Below are 18987 nucleotides of genomic sequence, written 5' to 3'. Positions count from 1 at the left end.
GCCGCCTTCAGCCTGTGTTCAGGGCAGGTTGGCAGTACGCGCAGCCGTTGTATCCGCGGGCCAGCGCGTCCTGAGCCCGCAGGAACGGCACCTTGCTGTCCGCGCCGAGCCTCGACCAGTACGGGCAGGTGGAGACGTGCAGTTCACCGCTGTGCGGGTTGCCGAAGAAGAAGTCCTCCAGTTCCCTCACCGCAGTGATCTGGATCGTCAGACGCCCGGCGATGACACCGTCCTGATACTGCGTCGCCACGAAGGGATACAGGCGCAGATGCTCGGCGTTGTGGGAGAAGTCGATGGTGATGTCGGCCGCCACCTGTTCGTTCGGGTCCAGCTTGAACCCCTCCACGACCGCCTTGTCGCCACCGTTCATTTCCAGGGTGCTGCGCACCGGACCGGACTCGGTCACCGCGATGTCGGTCAGCGCGGCATCCCGGGCGAGGCGGCTCAGCGTACGGATCGAGATCCGGGTGTCCTCGGGCAGCGCGGTCGCGTCCAGGTGCCAGGCACCCTGCGTGGTGGTCAGCGCGCCCCGCAGGGTGATCGTCATGTGCGTCTTGCCGCCCGGCGTGGCCATCTGCGGAGCGACGTTGCGCTGCCCCACGTTGTTGTCGAACCGGACGATCCGGTCGTGCTGCACCGGCCCGTTGAGCGTGGCGGTGATGGCGGGGTCGGGTGCCCCGTGCACCACGGCGACCAGACATTCGTGATCCACGATCTGCGGGGTCCACACGAACGGTCCGACCCGCACCGCGCCGCCCGCGGGAATCGCCTGGTTGATCACGAGCGTGCCCAGGGACTGGAAGTGCGTCGGCCAGATCATGCCCGTGCCCGGGTCGCAGCGGAACGCCTCGACCTGGAACGCCCCACTCGTGGCCGCTTGGGTCCCCCGATTGTGCACACGGACGTAGAGATAGTTGGGCTTGTTGTTGATGGGCGGCTCGTGACCGAGTTCGGGGTTGTCGCCGGCGCTGATGTCGTTGTTGCGCACCCAGAGGTCGGGGGATGTCCAGTAGGGCAGGCCGCTCGGCTGCGCGCCGATGTCGGCGGGGTTGTCCGCGATGTAGAGGTCCACCGCCCGCGGCGCCCACAGTCCCTGGTTCACGAAGGCCTCGTCCATCACCTTGCTGTAGAGACCACCGGTGAGCGCCGAGTCCGCCGTGATGCAGCCCTGGGCCATGCTCACCGCATGCGCGGCGCCGATGGAGGTGTCGTCCGGGGTGACGATCAGCATCTCGAGGAGCGTCCTGATCATCGCGTCGGCCGCCGCGATCCGCACACCGGGATCGGTCGAGTCGCCGCCCATGCCGAGGTAACACCGCCACAGCGCCGTACCGAGCATCGAGTTGCGCAGGTCGCTGCCGTAGCCGCCGAAGCCCGCGTCGTCGAACCGCTGGAGAAGGTCCAGCCGGCGCTCGGTGCTCCACTGGTCGGTGGCGTTGTTGTCGAAGGGGAACGTCTCGGTACGCCGGTGCCCGCCCGGGTTGAACCGGTCACGGTAGATCGCGGGGACGGCGTCGCAGACGCTGTGCTCGTACGACAACGATCCGCCGTGGTTGGCTTCGAGCCAGTCGAACACGCCATGGACGTACTCATGGATGATGACTCCGAGATCGCCGGCGTCGGGCGCGCCGCCCTCCCCGAACCGGATCCGCGGAGGCGTCAGCGTCCCGTGCCATTCGCTCTGGTCGGCGTTGTTGTACGCCTGCGCGTCGACCTCGACCTTGACCATGTTGGCGTTGAGCGTCGTGTTTCCCAGGGTGCGCAGGTAGCGCGCGAAGTTGTCGAGCCAGTAGTAGACGTTCGCGCTCAGGAAGGCGCGGTTCGCCGGGTAGCTGGCGTAGGAGAAGACCGGTGACGGCTCCACGGGCTGTGCGAACGCGGGCGGGTCCCAGTCGAGGCAGCGGAACCAGTCCCCGTCGAGCCGGAACGTGCCCCCGCCGTCGGCGGGAGCGACCTCGGCGGTGACGTCGTGACGGAAGGCGTTGAGCGTGGCCGCGCTGGAACCACCGTGGATGGTGGGGTCGTTCGACTCGGTCACCGGATCGGGCATGAAGGCTTTGAGAGTGGCCGTCACATATTTTCCGGCGAGTGCGATCCAGAGAAGTTTTCCGGAGACGGCGTCCACGACGACACGGAAATGCTCGAATGGCCCGCCGGTCTCGACGAGCAGATCGCGTACGAGGTGCAGCGCGCCGTCAGGCCTGCTCCCCTTCTTCAGCAACTCGATCGTGGCGGTGGGGTAGTTGCTGCCCGGCAAGGTGGGCCGTTCCGTGAACCGCACATAGGCGAGTTCGTCCTCGATGATTTCGGCGGTTTCGAAATCATCCCGGAACGGTGCCAGGGCAGCCTTGTCGAGATCCTCGCGGGCGCGGGCGGTATCGGGTTCGGGAGCGTCCGAGACGTCGACCTCCGCGGAGTGATCGACCTGGATGACGGCGGCCTGTTTGACGTCGGCGACCGCCTGAATGGTGGCGCCCCTGATCGGAAGGTCGTTGTGGAACTGCTGGTAGCGCACCCTCAGCGTGGCCGCACCCTCGACCGAATCCACCTCGCGCAGGTCGACCTCGCCCGCCTTGAGCTCATCGGCGCGCGCCCTCATGAAGCCGTCGATGGCCTTTCGTGCGGTCGGCGCACGAGAAAGCGTCGCACCGGGATCCACGTACTTGCGCAACACCCCGTCGGAATCCTTGCGTTCACCGACCTGCGGGACCATCCGCAACGGTTTGTCGACCTCCGGGCCCGGCATGTTCCTCTGCTGGTCGCCATAACCCTGAACCATGATGGCCTCCTCCAACAGGAGTGGAGGGTAAGAAAGAACGCTCGATCGGAGCGGATGGATCCCCGGGCCCACACAGGAATGCTCAGAAAAAGTCTAACGCTGTGCGCAGCACCCTGCTACACGAAAAGTCCTTGAAAGCTGACAGGTTGAGGATTCGACGGTATTCATCAACCCCACGACGGAAGCTTCCTGAGGTTGTTTCACTCACCCTCACCGGGCGGGCCGGTCGTCCCCCGGATCTCCAGCGTCGGGGCCGCCAGATGGATCTCGCCCGCTCCCCGGATGCCCTCGAACCGGTCGAGCAGGCAGCGGGCCGCGCGGCGGCCCACCTCGTGGCTGGCGTTGTCGACGGTGGTGAGCCAGACGTGGCGCAGGCGGGCGATGCTCGTGTTGTCGTAGCCGACGACGGAGAGGTCGCGCGGGACCCGTAGCCCCGACTCCTCGGCCGCCGACAGCGCACCGATCGCGGCGATGTCGTTGACCGCGAAGACGGCCGTCGGCCGGTCCGTGCGGCTCAGCAGCCGGACCGTCGTGCGGTAGCCGCCCTCCTCGGTCATGTCGCTCGCCTCGACGACCGCCTCGTCCGCGAGGCCGTGCGCCCGCATCGTCGCCTCGAAGCTGCGCCGGCGCAGCTCGCCGACGGCCCCGTAGCCCGCGATGTGCGCGATGCGCCGGTGACCGAGGCCGATGAGGTGCTCGGTGACCAGGCGGGCGCCCCGCTCGTCGTCGTTGGCGACGACGTGCACGCCGGGCAGCGCCGGCTCACGCGCGCCCGCGACCACCACAGGGAGCCGCTCGGCCACCGTCCCGAGGGCGGCAGGGTCGGGCAGTGTGCCGACCACGATCAGGCCGTCGACCCGCAGGTCGAGGAAGGGGCCGGCGGGATCCTGGCCGGTGCGGCGGTTGAGGCGGGCGTCGGCCAGGAGCATGTGCAGGCCGTTGTCGTGGAGGAGGGAGTTGAGGCCCTCCAGCATGTCCACGAACCACGGGTTGCGCAGGTCGTTCAGGAGGACGCCGACGGTGCGGGTGCGCTGTTCGCTGAGGCTGCGCGCGGCGGCGTTCGGGCGGTAGCCGAGTTCACGGACGGCCCGCAGGACGGCTTCCCGCTTCTCCGGGCGCACCTGCTCCGAGCCGCGCAGCACGAGCGAGACCAGCGACTTGGAGACGCCGGCCCGGTCGGCCACGTCACGGATCGTCGGCGGTCTCATGGACATGGACCGTTCCATGAGCTGCGTCGTCTTGTCAAAGGGAAGGGAAGGCCGGGGAAAGGGTTGACACCGGTCACGGCGGAGTCCCAAGGTGGCCTGGACAGAAAATGGACCGGTCCAAAGAGGGGCTGCAATGGTGGACACGCTCGGCGTCGCCGTCGTCGGATTCGGCTGGATGGGGCGGGTGCACACCCAGTCGTACGCCCGTATCCCGCACCACTTCCCGCACCTGTCCCTGCGCCCGCAGCTCGTGACCGTCGCCGAGGAGGTGCCCGGCCGGGCCGAGGAGGCCGCCGCGCAGTTCGGGTTCGCCTCGACGACCCGGGACTGGCGTGACATCGCGGCCGACCCGCGCGTCCAGGCCGTCAGCATCACCGCCCCGAACTTCCTGCACCGCGAGATCGGTGTGGCGATGGCCGAGGCCGGCAAGCACCTCTGGATCGAGAAGCCGGTCGGCCTGACCGCCGAGGACGCCCGCGCGGTGGCCGACGCGGCGGCCAAGGCCGGCGTGCAGAGCGCCGTCGGCTTCAACTACCGCAACGCGCCCGCCGTCGAGGCCGCCCGCGAGCTGATCGCCTCCGGTGAGATCGGCACCGTCACACATGTCCGCGTGCGCCTCTTCAGCGACTACGCCGCCCACCCCCAGGGCGCCCTGACCTGGCGCTACGAGCGTGAGCGCGGCGGCAGCGGGGTGCTCGGCGACCTCGCCTCGCACGGCGCCGACCTGGCCCGCTTCCTGCTCGGTGACATCGCCTCGCTGTCCGCCGACACCGCGATCTTCGTACCCGAGCGGGCCCGCCCGACCGGCGCCACCGCCGGGCACACCCTCGCCACCGGCGAGCTCGGCCCGGTCGAGAACGAGGACTACGTCAGCTGCCTGCTGCGCTTCGCCTCCGGCGCCCGCGGGGTGCTGGAGGCCTGCCGGGTCTCGGTCGGCGAGCAGAACAACTACGGCTTCGAGGTGCACGGCACCAAGGGCGCGGTCTTCTGGGACTTCCGCCGCATGGGCGAGCTCGGCATCAGCCGGGGCACCACCTATCAGGACCAGCCGGTCAGCACGCTGTACGTGGGCCCGGCGCAGGGTGAGTACGGCGCGTTCCAGCCGGGTGCCGCGACGAGCATGGGCTACGACGACCTGAAGGTGATCGAGGCCTACCGCTTCCTGCGCTCGATCGCCGAGGGCACCCCGCACGGCGCCACCCTCGCGGACGCCGTGCACAGCGCCACCGTCCTGGACGCCATGTCCCGCTCCGCCGAGAGCGGTTCCTGGGTGGACGTGGAGGTGCCGGCATGACGGTGCGGGTGGGTGTGATCGGCGCCGGGGTGATCGCGGATCCCGCCGTGATCCGGCATCGACTTCCCCGGCGAGTAACGCCCCGCAAGGGGCGCGGGGCTGCGCCGCGATGGAGGTCCCCTCTGCTTGAGCGAAGCCAAGAGCTTGAGGGAGCGACCAGCCACAACGGACCCGCAGCCGCCGGACTGCCTAAGAGGGCATGTTGTACGGCGTAACCACCTGGATCGCCGAAGGCCCCGTCGCTCCCGCCGGCGGCAGGGCCCCGTGCGCCCGCATCACGACGTGGCACACCTCCCGCATGTCGTGGCGCAGGTCGTGATGCAGCACGGCGGACAGGCGGTGCTCGCGCAGCAGGCGGGTGTTGTCGTGGTCGAGGTCGTGCGCGACGAACACGGCGCATGCGCGGCCCGCGTCCTCGAAGGCCCGCAGCGTGGCGATGTTGCCGCCGCCGATCGAGTAGACGGCACGGATGTCCGGGTCGCGTTCCAGCGCGGCCCGGACGAGTTCGTACTGCGTGGCGTCCAGGCCCTGCCCCTCGGCGATCTCGACGAGCGTGCGGTCGGGGTGGAGGGTCCGCATGGCGCTGCGGAAGCCCATCTCGCGCTCCTCCTCGTTGCGGAAGAAGCCGCTGCTGAGGCTGGTCAGCACATTGCCGGGACGCTCGCCCAGCCACTGGCCCATGAGGTAGGCCGCGGTGGCGCCCGCGGCCCGGTTGTCGATGCCGACGTAGGCGAGGCGCGCGGTGGAGGGCAGGTCCGTCACCAGGGTCACCACCGGGATGCCGGCTTCCGCGAGCCGGGCGACGGCCGCGGTGACCTCGGGGACGTCCGGTGCCTTGAGGATGACGCCCTGCGAGCCGCGGCGCGCGATCCGGTCCAGCGTCCGGGTCAGCTCGTCCACCGGCCCGGTCTCCCGGAAGTGGAAGCGGGAGCGCACGACCGCCGGGTGCAGGGACGGCAGCTCGGTCTCCAGGGCGGCGCGTACGGCGGTGGTGAACCGCTCGGGTGCCTGCGCCACCACGTCGATCATGAAGGTACGGCCCTGCAGCCGCACCTGGGTGCGCTGCCGGTCCAGGTCGGCTATCGCCTGCTGGACCTCCCGCGTGGTGCTCTCGCGGACCCCTCCCCTGCCGTTGAGGACCCGGTCGACCGTCGCCTCGCTCAGGCCCGCCTGACGTGCGATCTCCCGGATCGGGAAGGGGTGGCCCATGCGACGGCTCCTTGAGGGGTTTTTGATGGTCGCCTGCTGGTTGTTCGAGGGGATTGTCATGACAAGAATGGCAGCGCTGAGCCGCCCCTGTCACCGAGAGGACGCCGATGTCCTTCACCTCCGTACACCGCCGGTCCTGGCTGTCCGAGGCCGACTGCGATCTCGGTGAGTTCCGTGAGCTCGTGGAGCGGACCACCGACCTGGCGGACTATCCGTACGCCTCGGCCGTGGAGCGCAATGTCCTGGTCTACGACAGCGACCGCCTCCGCAGGGCCGAGGACGACCGTGCGCTGCGGGCCGAACTGGTCCGTGCCCTCGCCGACGGGCCGGGCATCGTGGTCCTCCAAGGTGCCTTCACGGACCCGGCGGTCGTCGACCGGCTCAGTGCCGTGTTCGACGCCCTGATCGCCGAGCAGCGCGCCTCGGGAGCGAACGCCGGGGACCATTTCGCCAGGCCCGGCGCCAACGACCGCGTCTGGAACGCGCTGGAGAAGGCGGCCCTCTACGACCCCGAGGCCTTCGCCGACTACTACGCCAACGACATCCTGGCGCTGGTCTCCTCCGCGTGGCTCGGGCCCGGCTACCAGGTGACCTCGCAGGTCAACGTGGTCAACCCGGGCGGCGCGGCGCAGACCGTGCACCGCGACTACCACCTGGGCTTCCTCTCCAACGAGGTCGCGGCGGCCTACCCGGCCCACGTCCACCGCCTCTCCCCCGTACTCACCCTCCAGGGCGCCGTCGCGCACTGCGACATGCCGGTGGAGTCCGGGCCGACGATGTACCTGCCGTACTCGCAGACGTACGAGCCCGGCTACCTCGCGTGGCGGCTGCCCGAGTTCCAGGAGTACTTCGAGGCGCACCACGTCCAACTGCCCCTCGCCAAGGGCGACGCGGCCTTCTTCAACCCGGCGCTGTTCCACGCGGCAGGCACCAACCGGTCGGCGGGCATCCGGCGCATGGCGAACCTGCTCCAGGTGTCCTCCGCGTTCGGACGGGCGATGGAGACGGTGGACCGGGAGGCGGTCGCGAACGCCGTGTTCCCCGTGCTGCTGAAGCGTGCGAGCGAGGGCGCGGACGAGGCGTGGACGGCGAACGTGATCGCCGCGAGCGCCGAGGGCTACCCCTTCCCGACCAACCTCGACAGCGACCCGCCGGTCGACGGCCTCGCCCCGCCCTCCCAGGCGGACGTCGTACGCCGCGCGCTGCGCGAGGCATGGACTCCCGAGGCTCTGCGAGGCGAGCTACGGGCCGGCGCCGAGCGGCGCCAGAGCTGACCAGAGCCGAGCACAGCTGAAAGGACCCGGAAAGACATGGGACTTCTCGACGACAAGGTCGTCCTCGTCAACGGCGGCAGCCAGGGCGTCGGTGCCGCCATCGCGCGGGCTGCCGTGCGCGAGGGGGCGGTCGTGGCCGTCACCGGGCGCCGCCCGGAATCCGGTGAGGCCCTGGTGGCCGAGCTGGCCGCCGACGGGGGCAAAGCCATGTTCGTGCAGGCCGACCTGTCGGACGCCGAGCAGGCGAAGGCGTCCGTCGCCGAGGTCGTCGACGCGTACGGGCGGATCGACTGCCTGGTCAACTCGGCGGGGCTCACGTCCCGGGGCACGCTCCTCGACACCACCCCCGAGCTGTTCGACCAGCACATCGCGATCAACCTCAGGGCGCCGTTCTTCGCGATGCAGGCCGCCGTCACGGACATGGTCGCGCGCAAGGCACCCGGCACGATCGTCAACATCATCACGTCCTCGGCGCACGGCGGGCAGCCGTTCCTCGCGCCGTACGTCTCCGCCAAGGCCGGCCTCATCGGGCTGACCCGCAACGCCGCGCACGCCCACCGCTGGGACCGGGTCCGGATCAACGGCCTGAACATCGGCTGGACGGCGACGGAGGGCGAGGACGCGACGCAGAGGGCCTTCCACGGTGCCGACGACGGCTGGCGCGAGTCGGCTGCCGCCGGGCTGCCGATGGGGAAGCTCGGGCAGCCGGACGAGATCGCCGACTTCGTGGTGTTCCTGCTGTCGGAGCGATCCGGGGTGGTCACCGGGTCGGTGATCGACTGGGACCAGAACGTTCTGGGCGGCCTGGACTGATTCAGCCCGTCCGGCGATTGAGGACGAGCCCGAAGGGCGACCGGGGTCCGGGGCGGGGTCCCGGCAACGAACAGCAACCACACACCAAGAAAGCAGCGGAGCTCATGCGTATCGGAATCCTCGGCCTCGGCCGCATCGGCGCCTTCCACGCCGAGACCCTCTCCGGACTCGACGCGGTCGACTCCCTCGTCGTCACCGACCCGTTCGCGGGCGCCGCCAAGGCCGCCGCCGAGCGCTTCGGCGCCGAGGTCGTCGACTCGCCGGAGGCCCTGCTGGCGGCCGGCGTGGACGGCATCGTCGTCGCGGCGGCGACCGACGCCCACCCCGCGCTGATCCTGGCGGGCGTCGAGGCCGGCGTCCCCGTCTTCTGCGAGAAGCCCGTCGCCAAGACCATGGCCGAGGGCGTCGAGGTACTGAAGGCCGTCCAGGGCTCGGACGTGCCGATCCAGATCGGCTACAACCGTCGCTTCGACACCGGGTTCGTCAACGCCCGCGCCGCCGTGCGGAGCGGTGAGCTCGGCAAGCTGCACACGGTCCGCTCGACCACGCTGGACCCGGCGCCGCCGCCCGCCGCGTACATCGCCGCCTCCGGCGGCATCTTCCGGGACTGCTCGGTGCACGACTTCGACATCATCCGCTGGGTGACCGGCCGGGAGGTGACCGAGGTGTACGCCGTCGGCGGCAACAGGGGCGCCGACTTCATCAAGGAGGCGGGCGACGCCGACACCACCGGCGCGATCCTCACCCTGGACGACGGCACGATCGCGGTGGTCTCCAACTCCCGCCACAACGCCCGGGGTTACGACGTCCGCATGGAGATCCACGGCTTCACGGACTCCATCGCGGTCGGCCTGGAGGACAAGCTGCCGCTGCGGTCGGTCGAGCCCGGCGTGACGTTCCCGGCGGGCACCCCGCACGACTTCTTCATGGACCGGTTCACCGAGGCCTACCGCGCCGAACTCACCGCGTTCACCGAGGTCGTGGCGGGTTCCCGGCCCTCGCCCTGCACGATCGAGGACGCCCTGGAGGCGGGCTGGATCGCCGACGCCTGCACCCTGTCGCTGCACGCGCACCGTCCGGTGACGATCGAGGAGGTACGGCAGGGATGAACGACTCGGGCCGGGAGCCGCTGCGCATCGGAGTACTGGGCGCGGCACGCATCACCGAGCTCTCCCTCGTCGGTCCGGCCCGGACGACCGGTCACCGCCTCGTGGCGGTGGCCGCGCGCGACCGGTCCCGTGCCGAGGCGTTCGCCGACGAGCACGATGTGGAGCGGGTGGTGGACTCCTACGCCGACCTGCTCGCCGACCCCGAGGTCGAGGTCGTCTACAACCCTCCCCCAGACTCCGTCCGGGGGTACCCCCATCTCGCTTCGCTCGCCAACGGGCTGCACGGGCCGTGGAACCTCGCCGCGCTCGCGGCCGGCAAGCACGTCCTGTCGGAGAAGCCGTCGGCGAGCAACGCCCAGGAGGCGGCCGAGGTGCGGGAGGCGGTCGCCAAGTCCGGCAGCGTCTTCATGGAGGCCTTCCACTACCTCTTCCACCCGGTCACGCGGCGCCTGCACGAGATCCTGGCGAGCGGTGAACTCGGCGAGCTGCAACGGGTGGAGACGCTGGTGGCGATACCGGCACCCGGCGACAGCGACCCGCGCTGGTCGCTGGCGCTCGCGGGCGGCGCAGTGATGGACCTCGGCTGCTACAGCCTGCACGCGGTGCGGATGCTCGCGCCCTGGGCGGGCGGTGCGCCACGGCTGGTCTCGGCGCGAGGCGGGGAGCGGGCGGGCGCGCCGGGCGTCGACGAGTGGCTCGACGCCGACCTGGAGTTCCCGGGCGGCGCGACCGCCTCCGCACGCTGCCACATGGCGTACGGCGAGGTGGAGATGAGCTGCCGGGTCGTCGGCTCGCGGGGCGAGGCGCTGGCGCCGAACTTCGTGCTGCCGCACCTGGACGACCGGATCGTGGTGCGTACGGCCGAGGGTGAGCGCACCGAGCGGCTCGGCACGCGCTCGTCGTACACCTACCAACTGGAGGCGTTCGCCGCGCACATACGCCGGGACGCGCCGCTCGCGCTCGACGCCGAGGACGCGCTGGCGACGATGTCGCTGATCGACGCGTCCTACCGGGCGGCGGGGTTCGAGCCACGGCCGCGCACGACAGTGGGTTGACGCCCGGACCGCGGAATTCCACCGTGCCCGGACGGGCCGGCTTCCGAAGCATGCGCTCGGCAGCCGTCCCGTCCGCCGTCGTCTCCGGCAAGCCTGGGGAATTCACGCCCTAGGACAAAGCGCCGCCCGTGCGGGCCACGGCACTCGGCCGCCTCCCAGCGGCACCACGGAACCGACGTCGGCGTGGTGGGTGGGGAGGAAGGTGTTCAGCCGCGCGATGGTGTCGCCGTGCGCCGAGGGCGCCGCCGGGCCGACGGTGAGCCCGATCAGGCAGAGTGCGAGGAAGACGGCTTTCGGACCGTCCATGGCTCCTCCTCCTGAGCGCGGGAACGGTGCGGGCGGAGAAGGTTGAGCGGGCGACGGCCCTCGGAACGCGGCGTCGGCCGGGACCACGGTCACGGCACCGTGGCCGGTGCCCGCTCACGCACGAACGAGCACGACAGCTCAGCTCTCCCGCTCATGCGGGATCGAACGCACGATATGGGCGAGCGGTTAAGGTGCCGCAAACGCCGGATAAAGCAGACGCGGTGCGGGGCCGGACATGGCGAGAGCACGCCATGGCCGGTCGGCGGTTCGGCCCGGCACCGCGGGACGTCGCCGACCGGCCGGCCCTGACGGTCAGTGGACGGACGGGGTCATCCCGGAGGCCTGGAGCCGATCGGGGTCAGCCCGCAGGATGGCCTCCTGGGCGAGCCGCAGTGCCGGCCCCGGTTCGACCCCGAGTTCCTCCTTGAGCACCCGCCGCGCGCGGCGGTACACCTGCAGTGCGTCTCCCTGGCGGCCCGCCCGGTACAGGGCGACCATCAGCTGACGGTAGAAGGGCTCCCGCAGGGGATGCTGCACGAGCAGGCCCTTCAGCTGCTCGCACACCTCATGGTGCCGGTCGAGTGCCAGCGAGGAGTCGATGCTCAGCTCGGTGCAGTTCAGCCGCTTCTCCTCCTGCACGGCCGCGAACGATTCGATGTCCAGCGACCCCGGAATGCCCCCCAGAACAGGTCCTCGCCACAGGGACAGTGCCCTGTGCAGGAGGTCGGATGCGTGCTGGAAATCGGCCGCGAAGTACCGTTCCCGGCCTCGACCGTAGAGCGTTTCGAATTCATGAGAATCGGTCACCGCACCGCTTACATCGAGAATGTACCCGGGCGGGGTCGTGACGATCGGGGAGGCTTGTTGATCGCCATTCAGCAATTTTCGCAGCTGTGAGACGTACACGCGCAGGCTCGTGGACGCGCAGCGCGGCGGCTCCCGCTCCCACAGTTCCGCCATCAGCTTTTCCCCCGGCACCGTCTCACCCGCCCTGACCAGCAGAAGGGCGAGGAGTTTGGCGAGCTTGGGCGGCTCGGGTGTGAGATCGGCGTCGCCGCGGGACACCCGCAGCCGCCCCAGTAGCGCATAGTGCAGAGTTTGGTCAGCCACTAAAGGGGACAGGGACACGACAACCCCCCGAATGCATCGAACGCATTCAACTAAATTTCGGATCCCCCGTCCGCCCCTGGTCTGGGGGCGACAAACGATAAGCGATTTCCTCGCTATGACGTGCAGCATATGCGAGCTTGTTCTTCGATACCAGTCTCGCTCGTTACACGGTCATTAAGGAGAATGAAATTCGGCGGTCCGACGGGAGGCAACCGGAAAGAAATCGGCCGCCTCCCACGAACCGCCGGGTGGCTCTGAGCCGAGCAGCCCGGCCCGCGGGGAGCGGGCCGGGCTGCTTCGGCCTGGATGTGCCGCGGACCGGCCGCCGCCGGTCAGGCCGCCGCTGGCCGGTCCGCCCCGAGAGTCTCCAGCAGCCATGAGAAGAGCCGGTCGTGGAACAGGCGCATGGCACCGGAGTGGCAGTGCGCCCCGCCGCCCTCGTCGGTCGTGAAGACGTGCAGCGTCTTGGGCGAGTTCAGGCCCGTGTACACCTTCTTCGCGTGCTCCAGCCCCGTGAAGAACAGGTCTTCCTCCGCGTCGAGGACGAGCACGGGACAGCGCACCTGGCCGATCACGTCGGCCAGGGCGAACGCCGGTAACCGGCGCAGCAGTTGGGCCGGGGTGTCGGCGTCGAAGGTCCACATGGCTTGCCGCAGCATCCAGCGGGTGAAGGTCTGCTGCGCGGCGATTCCCCACATCACCGGGTTGGCGAAGTCGTCGTGGCCCTGCTCGACCCACTCCAGCACGACCGGCGGCAGCGCCACGACATCGCCCAGCTGCCAGACCGCGTCGTGGGCGACACAGCCGGCCAGCCGGTGTTCGAACGCGGCGGCACGCACGGCGAGCAGGCCGCCCAGGCTGGTCCCGACCAGCACCAGGCGGTCGGGGTCCACACCCGGCAGGGACAGCGCGTGGTCCACGACCGGCGTGACCACGTTCTCCCAGTCGGGCCTGAAGGCCAGCCCTTGATCGCGAAGGACCGAGCCCTGCCCCGGCCCTTCGAAGCACAGACAGTCGTAGCCGTGGGCGAGTGCCGCGGCCGCCACGAAGAAGTAGCCCTCCTCGAGGGTGGAGTCGAGGCCGCCGTGGTGGATGATCATCGGCCGCGGCTCGTCGGAGTCATCCGCCCGGTACAGGTAGCCGGGCAGTGAGGTGTCCTCATAGGGGATGCGCACGAACTCCGGTGGCCGATCCATGAGTTCGGCGGCGTCGGCGAAGGTCTCCCGGGACAGCCGCATCAGCCGCAGGGCCTCCGGGCCCCGTGGGTCGTCGCGCTGGAAGAACTCGGCGGTCCGGTAGTAGTTGTGTGCCCGCAGCAGTGCGGCGCGCGCGTCGTCGCGGCGGCTCTCGCCCCGGGCGGCCGTGCCCAGCCGGTGGGCGCGTTCGGCGAGGGAGGCCCATTCGTGCCGCCAGGCTTCGGTGTCGCCGTTCGGGATGCGCGAGGCGACCGCGACGACCTCGCCCAGCTGCGCACCGCCGTAATCGGCGTAACCGGCGGTGCGCAGCGCCTGGTAGTCGAAGGCGGGGTCGTCGAAGAGGAATTTCATGACTGCGGCTCCTGTGGTGGTGGGGAGTGCTCCGGTGCTGTGCCGGGTCCCGCTCCGGCACAGGTCGTGCGGGTTCCGTTCAGGAACGTGTCGACGATCGACTCGGCGAACGCACTGGATTCCACAGCGCGTTGACGCAGAATCAGACGGGCGGCCATCGGTCCGGTGAGGATCTCGACCGCATCCTCCAGATCGAGGTCGGCGCGCAGCTCACCGCTGTCGACGCCGTCGCGCAGCGCCGCCAGCAGGGCCTCGTGCCGGGCGGCGGTGACGGTCTGCTCGAATCGCTCCACCAGGTGCGGGCGGCGCACCGCCTCACCGAGCAGGCTTCCGATCAGCCGGTGCAGCGGGGTGTCCTGGCCACGGTGGCGCAGCTGGTCCACGAGGGTCACCAGTTTGTCCCGCAGGCTGAGCCCGGTCAGCGGCGGCACGGGAAGGTCAAGGGTGCTCAGCGCGGCGAGCACCAGTTCCTCCTTGTTGCGCCAGCGGCGGTAGATGGTGGCGCGGGCCACCCCGGCTCGCTGGGCGACCAGGTCCATGGACAGGTCGCCGAAGCTGCACCCTTCGCTGAGCAGGGCGAGGGTGCCGTTCAGGATCGCCCGGTCGGCGGCGGGATCGCGCTGGCGGCCGCCCCGGGCCGTGCGTCCCGGGGCGGCTGCCGATCGGTCGAGGTGTGGCGGCATACGGGTTCAGACCTCCGCGGTGTGGGGTTCTTCGGCGGTCGCCTCCTCGGCGCCGGGCGTGCCGACGGCCGTACGGGAGGGCAGGAGCAGCAGGGCGGCGAGGGCACCGAGGAAGGTGACGGCCGCGGCGACGAGGGACGTGAGGTGCATCGCCGAGACGAACGCGTCGACCGCGCGGTCCTCGATGGCGGCGCCGCCCGGGCCCAGTTCCCGCGCGGCGGTGAGGGTGGCGGCGACGGACTCCTGCGCCGGGCCGCTCATCGCGGCGGGCAGCGGCGCCAGGTGGTCCTCGATCCGGGAGCGGTAGGCCACGGAGAGCACCGAGCCCAGGACCGCGACGCCGAGGGCGCCGCCCACCTGCCGAAAGGTGGTGCTGACCGCCGCTCCGGTGCCGGACCGGCCCGGGCCGACGGCGGACATGGCGGCGGAGGTCGCCGGGGGCATCACACAGGCGATGCCGACGCCCATCACGAACAGGACGCACTCCAGGACCCAGACCTCGGTCCCCTCGTCGACGGTGGCCACCGCGAGGAAGCCGAGCGAGGTGAGCAGCATCCCGCCGGCGCACACCGGCCGGACCCCGATCCGCTTGGCGGCGAGCGTCGCGGCCGGTGCGAACGTCAGCTGGGCCACCGCCAGGGGCAGCAGCAGGAGCCCGGCCTCCAGCGGGGTCCAGCCGCGCACGCTCTGGAGGTAGAAGACCAGGAAGAAGGTGGCGCCGAGCAGGCTGAAGAAGACCAGCCCGATGACGGCCACGGCGGCGCTGAAACGACGGTCGGTGAACAGGGCGAGGTCCAGCGCGGGACACCGACTGTGGTGTTCCCAGACGACGAACAGGCCCAGGACGGCGAGGCCGCAGAGCATCGGCCCCCAGACGGCGGTGTCCGCCCAGTCGTCGGACTCGCCCCCCTTGATCACGCCGTACACCAGGGCGGTCAGGCCGGCGACGGACAGGGCGACGCCGAGCGGGTCGAGGCCGCCGCGCCCGGGATCGCGGGACTCGGGTACGACGAACAGCGCGGCTACGGCGCCGATCAGCACGATGGGCAGGTTGATCAGGAACACCGAGCCCCACCAGAAGTGCTCCAGCAGCACGCCACCGGTGACGGGGCCCAGCGCCACGGCGAGTCCGGCAGCGCCTGCCCAGACACCGATGGCCTTGGCCCGTTCGGCGGGTGGGAAGACGGCCATGATGATCGCCAGAGTGGCGGGCAGCACGAGCGCGCCGCCGACGCCCAGCCCCGCCCGGGCGACGACGAGTTCACCGGCGCTGTGCGCGTGGGCGGACCACAGGGAACAGCCACCGAAGACGACGAGCCCGGTCAGCAGCGTCCGCTTGCGTCCCCAGCGGTCGGCGAGCACACCGGTGGTGAAGAGCAGGGCGGCGAAGACGAGCGTGTAGGAGTCGATCGACCATTGCAACTCGCTCTGCGTGGCCCCCAGGCCGACGGGTGCCGGCTCGGCGAGGGTCTTCAGGGCCACGTTCAGGATCGAGGTGTCCAGGACGACGAGCAGGAGGCTGACCAGCAGGACCGCGAGCACGCGCCACCTGTGCGGGTGCGCGGCCGACGGGGTTTGCTCGGCAAGCCTGAGGTGAGGCTGAGAAGTCACGGATTCCGCTCCTCGGAAAGAGGGGGGTCGTGAGCTGAGTGCCGTTCTCGTGCCGTGTACGGCCGACGGTAGACCTGGCGACCAATCGAGTCAACGGTGTATCGAAACAACCTTGACTCGGTTCCCGATTGCTCCACACCCACCCGAACTCGGCTTGACGAAAGGGCGGTTACAGACCGTCAGGACCCAGGGCCCCGGCAACGAGGTACCGCCCCGCCACACGGTCGCAGCGCAGTCGCCAGCCCGGCGCCGCCTCAAGAGACCACCAGGCGTCGCCGTGCGGTCCGGGGCGCGGGCGCAGTCGTGCGAAGTCCCGCGCCAGCCCGACGCCGTGCGCCTTCGTATAAGCCTCCTTGAGCGTCCACAGACGCACCAGTCTCTGATTCCGCTCGGCCGCCGGCAGCCCGGACAGCTCCACCAGCTCCCGCGGATGACAGAACCTCTCGGCCAGTCCGGGCGTCAGCAGCGGGCGGTCCGACGCCTCCACGTCCACTCCGATCAGGCGGCCGCGGGCGGCCCCGACCACCAGCATTCCGTCCGTGTGGCTGATGGCCACGTCCAGCCCGGGGGGCTCGTGGAGGACCGGCCGCCCACGGCCGTCGCGGCCCAGCACGACCCGGTCCGGCTCCGCCCCGGCCACAGCGGCCACGGTGTGGCGCAGCAGCAGTCGCGAGCCCAGCAGCCGCGCCCGAACGTGGGGGTCGCGTGCCGCGCAGTACCGCGACCAGTCAGGCCCGAGCAGTTCGCGCGCGCCGGGGCCGGGCTGTCGCCCCCAGTCCACCGGCCGGCCGTGGCAGACCGCGTAGCCGTGCCGCCGCGCGGCCTCCTGAACCGCACGCCACCCCACCGCGGGCAGCGGACCGACAGGGAGGGGTTCATCTCCCACGAGAAGAGCATCCGGTTCGACCATGACAACCCCTTCCGCGACCGTTGACCGGCACCCCGTGCCAGCACTGACAGTGCCGATCCGCGCACACACCGTTGTACAGGCTCCCGCGAGCGCCGTCCGGCGAACCGCAAACCCATGACGTGCACGCCAATTTCGGCTTTACGCCGCCTTTTCACGGCACATCGAGGCTGAGAGGCACCGGATGGCACTCGGTGCCTCCCGGACGTTCCACACCGCACCGGTCACCGACCGCGGAAAGGACAGCCTGTGGCGCACCAGCTTCAGCACCGAACCTTGACGGACGCCGTACGCACCGGCGTGGACCGCCATCCCGAACGTGCCGCCTTCGTGTATCTGCACGAAGACGGCCCGGCCATGCGACCCGAGGAGATCGGCTACGCGGAACTGGACCGGCGGGCGCGCCTCGTCGCCATCCGGCTGCACCACGAGTCCAAGGGCGATCCCTCGCGCCCGGTCCTGTTGCTCTATCCGCCGACGCTGGACTTCGTGACGGCCTTCCTCGGCTGCTTCTACGCCGGGCGTACGGCGATTCCCGCGCCCCTGCCCGACGAGCCGGGCGAGCGGCTGGCCCGGGTCAGCGGCATCCTGCGGGACGCCGGGGTCGGGGCGGTGCTGACGCTCCCCGAGTACCGGCAGGCCATCGGGGCCTGGCTGGCCGCCGCCGGAGAGCGGGACGTGGTGTGCCTGTCGACCGGCCCGCACGACCAGGACGGAGCCGATCCGGACCTGTGGGTACCGCCCGTCGTGCGCGACACCGACGTGGCCTTCCTCCAGTACAGCTCGGGCTCCACCAGCGAACCCAAGGGCGTCATGGTCACGCACGCCAACCTGGCCGCCAACGAGGAGGCCATCCGCACCGCGATGCGGACCCAGGAGGGTGTCGTGGCGGGCAGCTGGCTGCCGCTCTATCACGACATGGGGCTCATCGGGATGACTCTCCAGCCACTGTGGGTGGGCGGCACCAGCGTGCAGATGTCACCGGTCTCCTTCATCAAGCAACCGCACCGCTGGCTTCGCATGATCCACGACTACCGCGTCGAGGGCACCGCCTCGCCCAACTTCGGCTACGACCTGTGCGTCCGGCGCGTCACCGAGGAGCAGTCGGCGGGGCTGGACCTGTCCAGCCTGCGGGTGGCGCTGAACGGGGCCGAGCCGGTGCGCGCCGACACCCTGCGCGCCTTCGTTCGGCGCTTCGCCGGCAACGGACTGCGTGCCGAGTCCCTGCTGCCCTGCTACGGCCTGGCCGAAAACACCCTGCTGGTCTCCGGCGGCGACACCGAGGCGCCGCACCTCGAACTCACCGTCGACGCCGTCGCGTTGGAACAGGACGAGCTGCGGCCCGTGCGCAGCGACCGCCCGGCCCGGACCCTCGTGGGCTGCGGCCGGCCGAAGGACACCGAGGTCCTGATCGCGGACCCGATGACCCGTCAGGAGCTGCCCGGCGGCCGGATCGGCGAGATCTGGCTGCGCGGCCCCTCGGTGGCCGCCGGCTACTGGAACCGGCGCGAGCTCACCACCGAGACGTTCCAGGCGGTCACGGCCGACGGCCGGGCCGGTTACTTCCGCACCGGCGACCTCGGCGCCCTGCTCGACGAGGAGCTCTACGTCACCGGCCGGATCAAGGAGATGCTCATCCAGCACGGCCGCAATCTCTACCCGCAGGACATCGAGCAGGCTGTCCAGGAGTCCGGGGAGGCGTTCCGGCGCGGCGGCGGCGCGGTGTTCACCGTCGCCGACGAGGCGTCCGACCGCTCGCACGTGGTCGTGGTGCAGGAGCTCAAGGCCCGCGCGGGCGGCAGCGAGGAGCACCTGGCCCGCCTCGCAGCCGACGTCCAGGCGCTGCTCAGCCGGCAGTTCCAGCTGCCCGGCGTAAGCCTGGTGCTCGTTCGCCCCGGGGTGATCCGCAAGACGACCAGCGGGAAGACGCAGCGCACGCTCATGCGGCAGTTGTTCCTCGACGGCGGCCTGCCCGTGCTGCACCAGCGCCTCCAGGAACCGGTCGCCGCCCTGCTCCCCGCCCCGGACCCGGCGTCCGAGCCCACCGCAGCCGTGTCCTCCCGCAGCTGAGATCCGGAAGAG

At 70.7% G+C, this 18987-nt stretch carries 15 protein-coding genes; 6 read left to right on the top strand and 9 right to left on the bottom strand.

All coding sequences use genetic code 11. From position 1 onward, the window contains the following. Positions 1 to 7: 7 nt before the first annotated feature. Both OG254_RS43370 and OG254_RS43365 read right to left on the bottom strand, forming a co-directional pair. Positions 8 to 2779 carry a hypothetical protein gene (locus tag OG254_RS43370; protein WP_405593248.1) on the bottom strand — a complete coding sequence of 924 codons (2772 nt, stop codon included), beginning with the start codon at positions 2777 to 2779 and terminating at the stop codon, positions 8 to 10. 200 nt (positions 2780 to 2979) lie between these two features. Further along, positions 2980 to 3987, bottom strand: a complete 1008-nt coding sequence (locus tag OG254_RS43365) for a LacI family DNA-binding transcriptional regulator (protein WP_405595543.1) — start codon at positions 3985 to 3987, stop codon at positions 2980 to 2982. 133 nt (positions 3988 to 4120) lie between these two features. On the opposite strand from OG254_RS43365, the gene OG254_RS43360 reads away from it, so the two are divergent. Further along, complete coding sequence (locus OG254_RS43360; RefSeq protein WP_405593247.1) at positions 4121 to 5281, top strand: Gfo/Idh/MocA family protein; 1161 nt, start codon at positions 4121 to 4123, stop codon at positions 5279 to 5281. A 189-nt stretch (positions 5282 to 5470) separates the two neighbouring features. Here OG254_RS43360 and OG254_RS43355 read toward each other — a convergent pair whose 3' ends face one another. Further along, entirely contained in the window at positions 5471 to 6490 is a 1020-nt protein-coding gene (locus OG254_RS43355) for a LacI family DNA-binding transcriptional regulator (RefSeq protein WP_405593246.1), read from the bottom strand. A gap of 107 nt (positions 6491 to 6597) precedes the next feature. Between OG254_RS43355 and OG254_RS43350 the strand changes: the two genes are divergently transcribed. The 4 genes from OG254_RS43350 (at position 6598) to OG254_RS43335 (ending at position 10741) form a co-directional block, all read left to right on the top strand. Beyond that, positions 6598 to 7764: a phytanoyl-CoA dioxygenase family protein gene (locus OG254_RS43350; RefSeq protein WP_405593245.1), complete on the top strand. Its 1167-nt coding sequence runs from the start codon at positions 6598 to 6600 to the stop codon at positions 7762 to 7764. Between the two features lie 36 nt (positions 7765 to 7800). Next, a complete protein-coding gene (locus tag OG254_RS43345) occupies positions 7801 to 8577 on the top strand; it encodes an SDR family oxidoreductase (RefSeq protein WP_405593244.1) in 777 nt (258 codons plus the stop codon). A gap of 104 nt (positions 8578 to 8681) precedes the next feature. Further along, the gene (locus tag OG254_RS43340) at positions 8682 to 9686 is read left to right on the top strand and encodes a Gfo/Idh/MocA family oxidoreductase (protein ID WP_405593243.1); all 1005 of its coding nucleotides are present in this window, start codon (positions 8682 to 8684) and stop codon (positions 9684 to 9686) included. Beyond that, positions 9683 to 10741 carry a Gfo/Idh/MocA family protein gene (locus tag OG254_RS43335; protein ID WP_405593242.1) on the top strand — a complete coding sequence of 353 codons (1059 nt, stop codon included), beginning with the start codon at positions 9683 to 9685 and terminating at the stop codon, positions 10739 to 10741. Before OG254_RS43340 ends, OG254_RS43335 begins: the two co-directional genes overlap by 4 nt. Before the next feature lie 102 nt (positions 10742 to 10843). Here the strand turns inward: OG254_RS43335 and OG254_RS43330 are convergent, their stop codons facing one another. From OG254_RS43330 to OG254_RS43305, 6 genes are all read right to left on the bottom strand, one after another. Further along, positions 10844 to 11047: a hypothetical protein gene (locus OG254_RS43330; RefSeq protein ID WP_405593241.1), complete on the bottom strand. Its 204-nt coding sequence runs from the start codon at positions 11045 to 11047 to the stop codon at positions 10844 to 10846. 312 nt (positions 11048 to 11359) lie between these two features. Beyond that, the gene (locus OG254_RS43325; protein ID WP_405593240.1) at positions 11360 to 12175 is read right to left on the bottom strand and encodes a BTAD domain-containing putative transcriptional regulator; all 816 of its coding nucleotides are present in this window, start codon (positions 12173 to 12175) and stop codon (positions 11360 to 11362) included. 314 nt (positions 12176 to 12489) lie between these two features. Further along, entirely contained in the window at positions 12490 to 13704 is a 1215-nt protein-coding gene (locus OG254_RS43320; protein WP_405593239.1) for an alpha/beta hydrolase family protein, read from the bottom strand. Beyond that, positions 13701 to 14387 (bottom strand): TetR/AcrR family transcriptional regulator, encoded by a 687-nt coding sequence (locus tag OG254_RS43315; RefSeq protein ID WP_405593238.1) that lies wholly within the window; start codon positions 14385 to 14387, stop codon positions 13701 to 13703. Before OG254_RS43315 ends, OG254_RS43320 begins: the two co-directional genes overlap by 4 nt. Before the next feature lie 6 nt (positions 14388 to 14393). Further along, complete coding sequence (locus tag OG254_RS43310; protein ID WP_405593237.1) at positions 14394 to 15998, bottom strand: DHA2 family efflux MFS transporter permease subunit; 1605 nt, start codon at positions 15996 to 15998, stop codon at positions 14394 to 14396. 169 nt (positions 15999 to 16167) lie between these two features. Beyond that, on the bottom strand, positions 16168 to 16884 hold the full coding sequence (locus OG254_RS43305; protein WP_405593236.1) for a 4'-phosphopantetheinyl transferase family protein: 717 nt from the start codon (positions 16882 to 16884) through the stop codon (positions 16168 to 16170). Positions 16885 to 17154: 270 nt separating this feature from the next. Here OG254_RS43305 and OG254_RS43300 point away from each other — a divergent pair, with 270 nt between their 5' ends. After that, positions 17155 to 18975, top strand: coding sequence for a fatty acyl-AMP ligase (locus tag OG254_RS43300; RefSeq protein ID WP_405593235.1), 1821 nt, complete (start codon positions 17155 to 17157; stop codon positions 18973 to 18975). Positions 18976 to 18987: the final 12 nt, after the last annotated feature.

Origin of the sequence: Streptomyces sp. NBC_01092 (assembly GCF_045039535.1) — a bacterium.
GTDB lineage: Bacteria > Actinomycetota > Actinomycetes > Streptomycetales > Streptomycetaceae > Streptomyces.
Note: the sequence above shows the minus strand (reverse complement) of the source record. Positions and strands in the feature narration are given on the sequence as shown.

Excerpts from the sequence above, each read along its gene's own strand:
- OG254_RS43370 (WP_405593248.1), bottom strand. The coding sequence starts at position 2,779 with ATGGTTCAGGGTTATGGCGACCAGCAGAGGAACATGCCGGGCCCGGAG.
- OG254_RS43365 (WP_405595543.1), bottom strand. The coding sequence starts at position 3,987 with ATGAGACCGCCGACGATCCGTGACGTGGCCGACCGGGCCGGCGTCTCC.
- OG254_RS43360 (WP_405593247.1), top strand. The coding sequence starts at position 4,121 with ATGGTGGACACGCTCGGCGTCGCCGTCGTCGGATTCGGCTGGATGGGG.
- OG254_RS43355 (WP_405593246.1), bottom strand. The coding sequence starts at position 6,490 with ATGGGCCACCCCTTCCCGATCCGGGAGATCGCACGTCAGGCGGGCCTG.
- OG254_RS43350 (WP_405593245.1), top strand. The coding sequence starts at position 6,598 with ATGTCCTTCACCTCCGTACACCGCCGGTCCTGGCTGTCCGAGGCCGAC.
- OG254_RS43345 (WP_405593244.1), top strand. The coding sequence starts at position 7,801 with ATGGGACTTCTCGACGACAAGGTCGTCCTCGTCAACGGCGGCAGCCAG.
- OG254_RS43340 (WP_405593243.1), top strand. The coding sequence starts at position 8,682 with ATGCGTATCGGAATCCTCGGCCTCGGCCGCATCGGCGCCTTCCACGCC.
- OG254_RS43335 (WP_405593242.1), top strand. The coding sequence starts at position 9,683 with ATGAACGACTCGGGCCGGGAGCCGCTGCGCATCGGAGTACTGGGCGCG.
- OG254_RS43330 (WP_405593241.1), bottom strand. The coding sequence starts at position 11,047 with ATGGACGGTCCGAAAGCCGTCTTCCTCGCACTCTGCCTGATCGGGCTC.
- OG254_RS43320 (WP_405593239.1), bottom strand. The coding sequence starts at position 13,704 with ATGAAATTCCTCTTCGACGACCCCGCCTTCGACTACCAGGCGCTGCGC.
- OG254_RS43315 (WP_405593238.1), bottom strand. The coding sequence starts at position 14,387 with ATGCCGCCACACCTCGACCGATCGGCAGCCGCCCCGGGACGCACGGCC.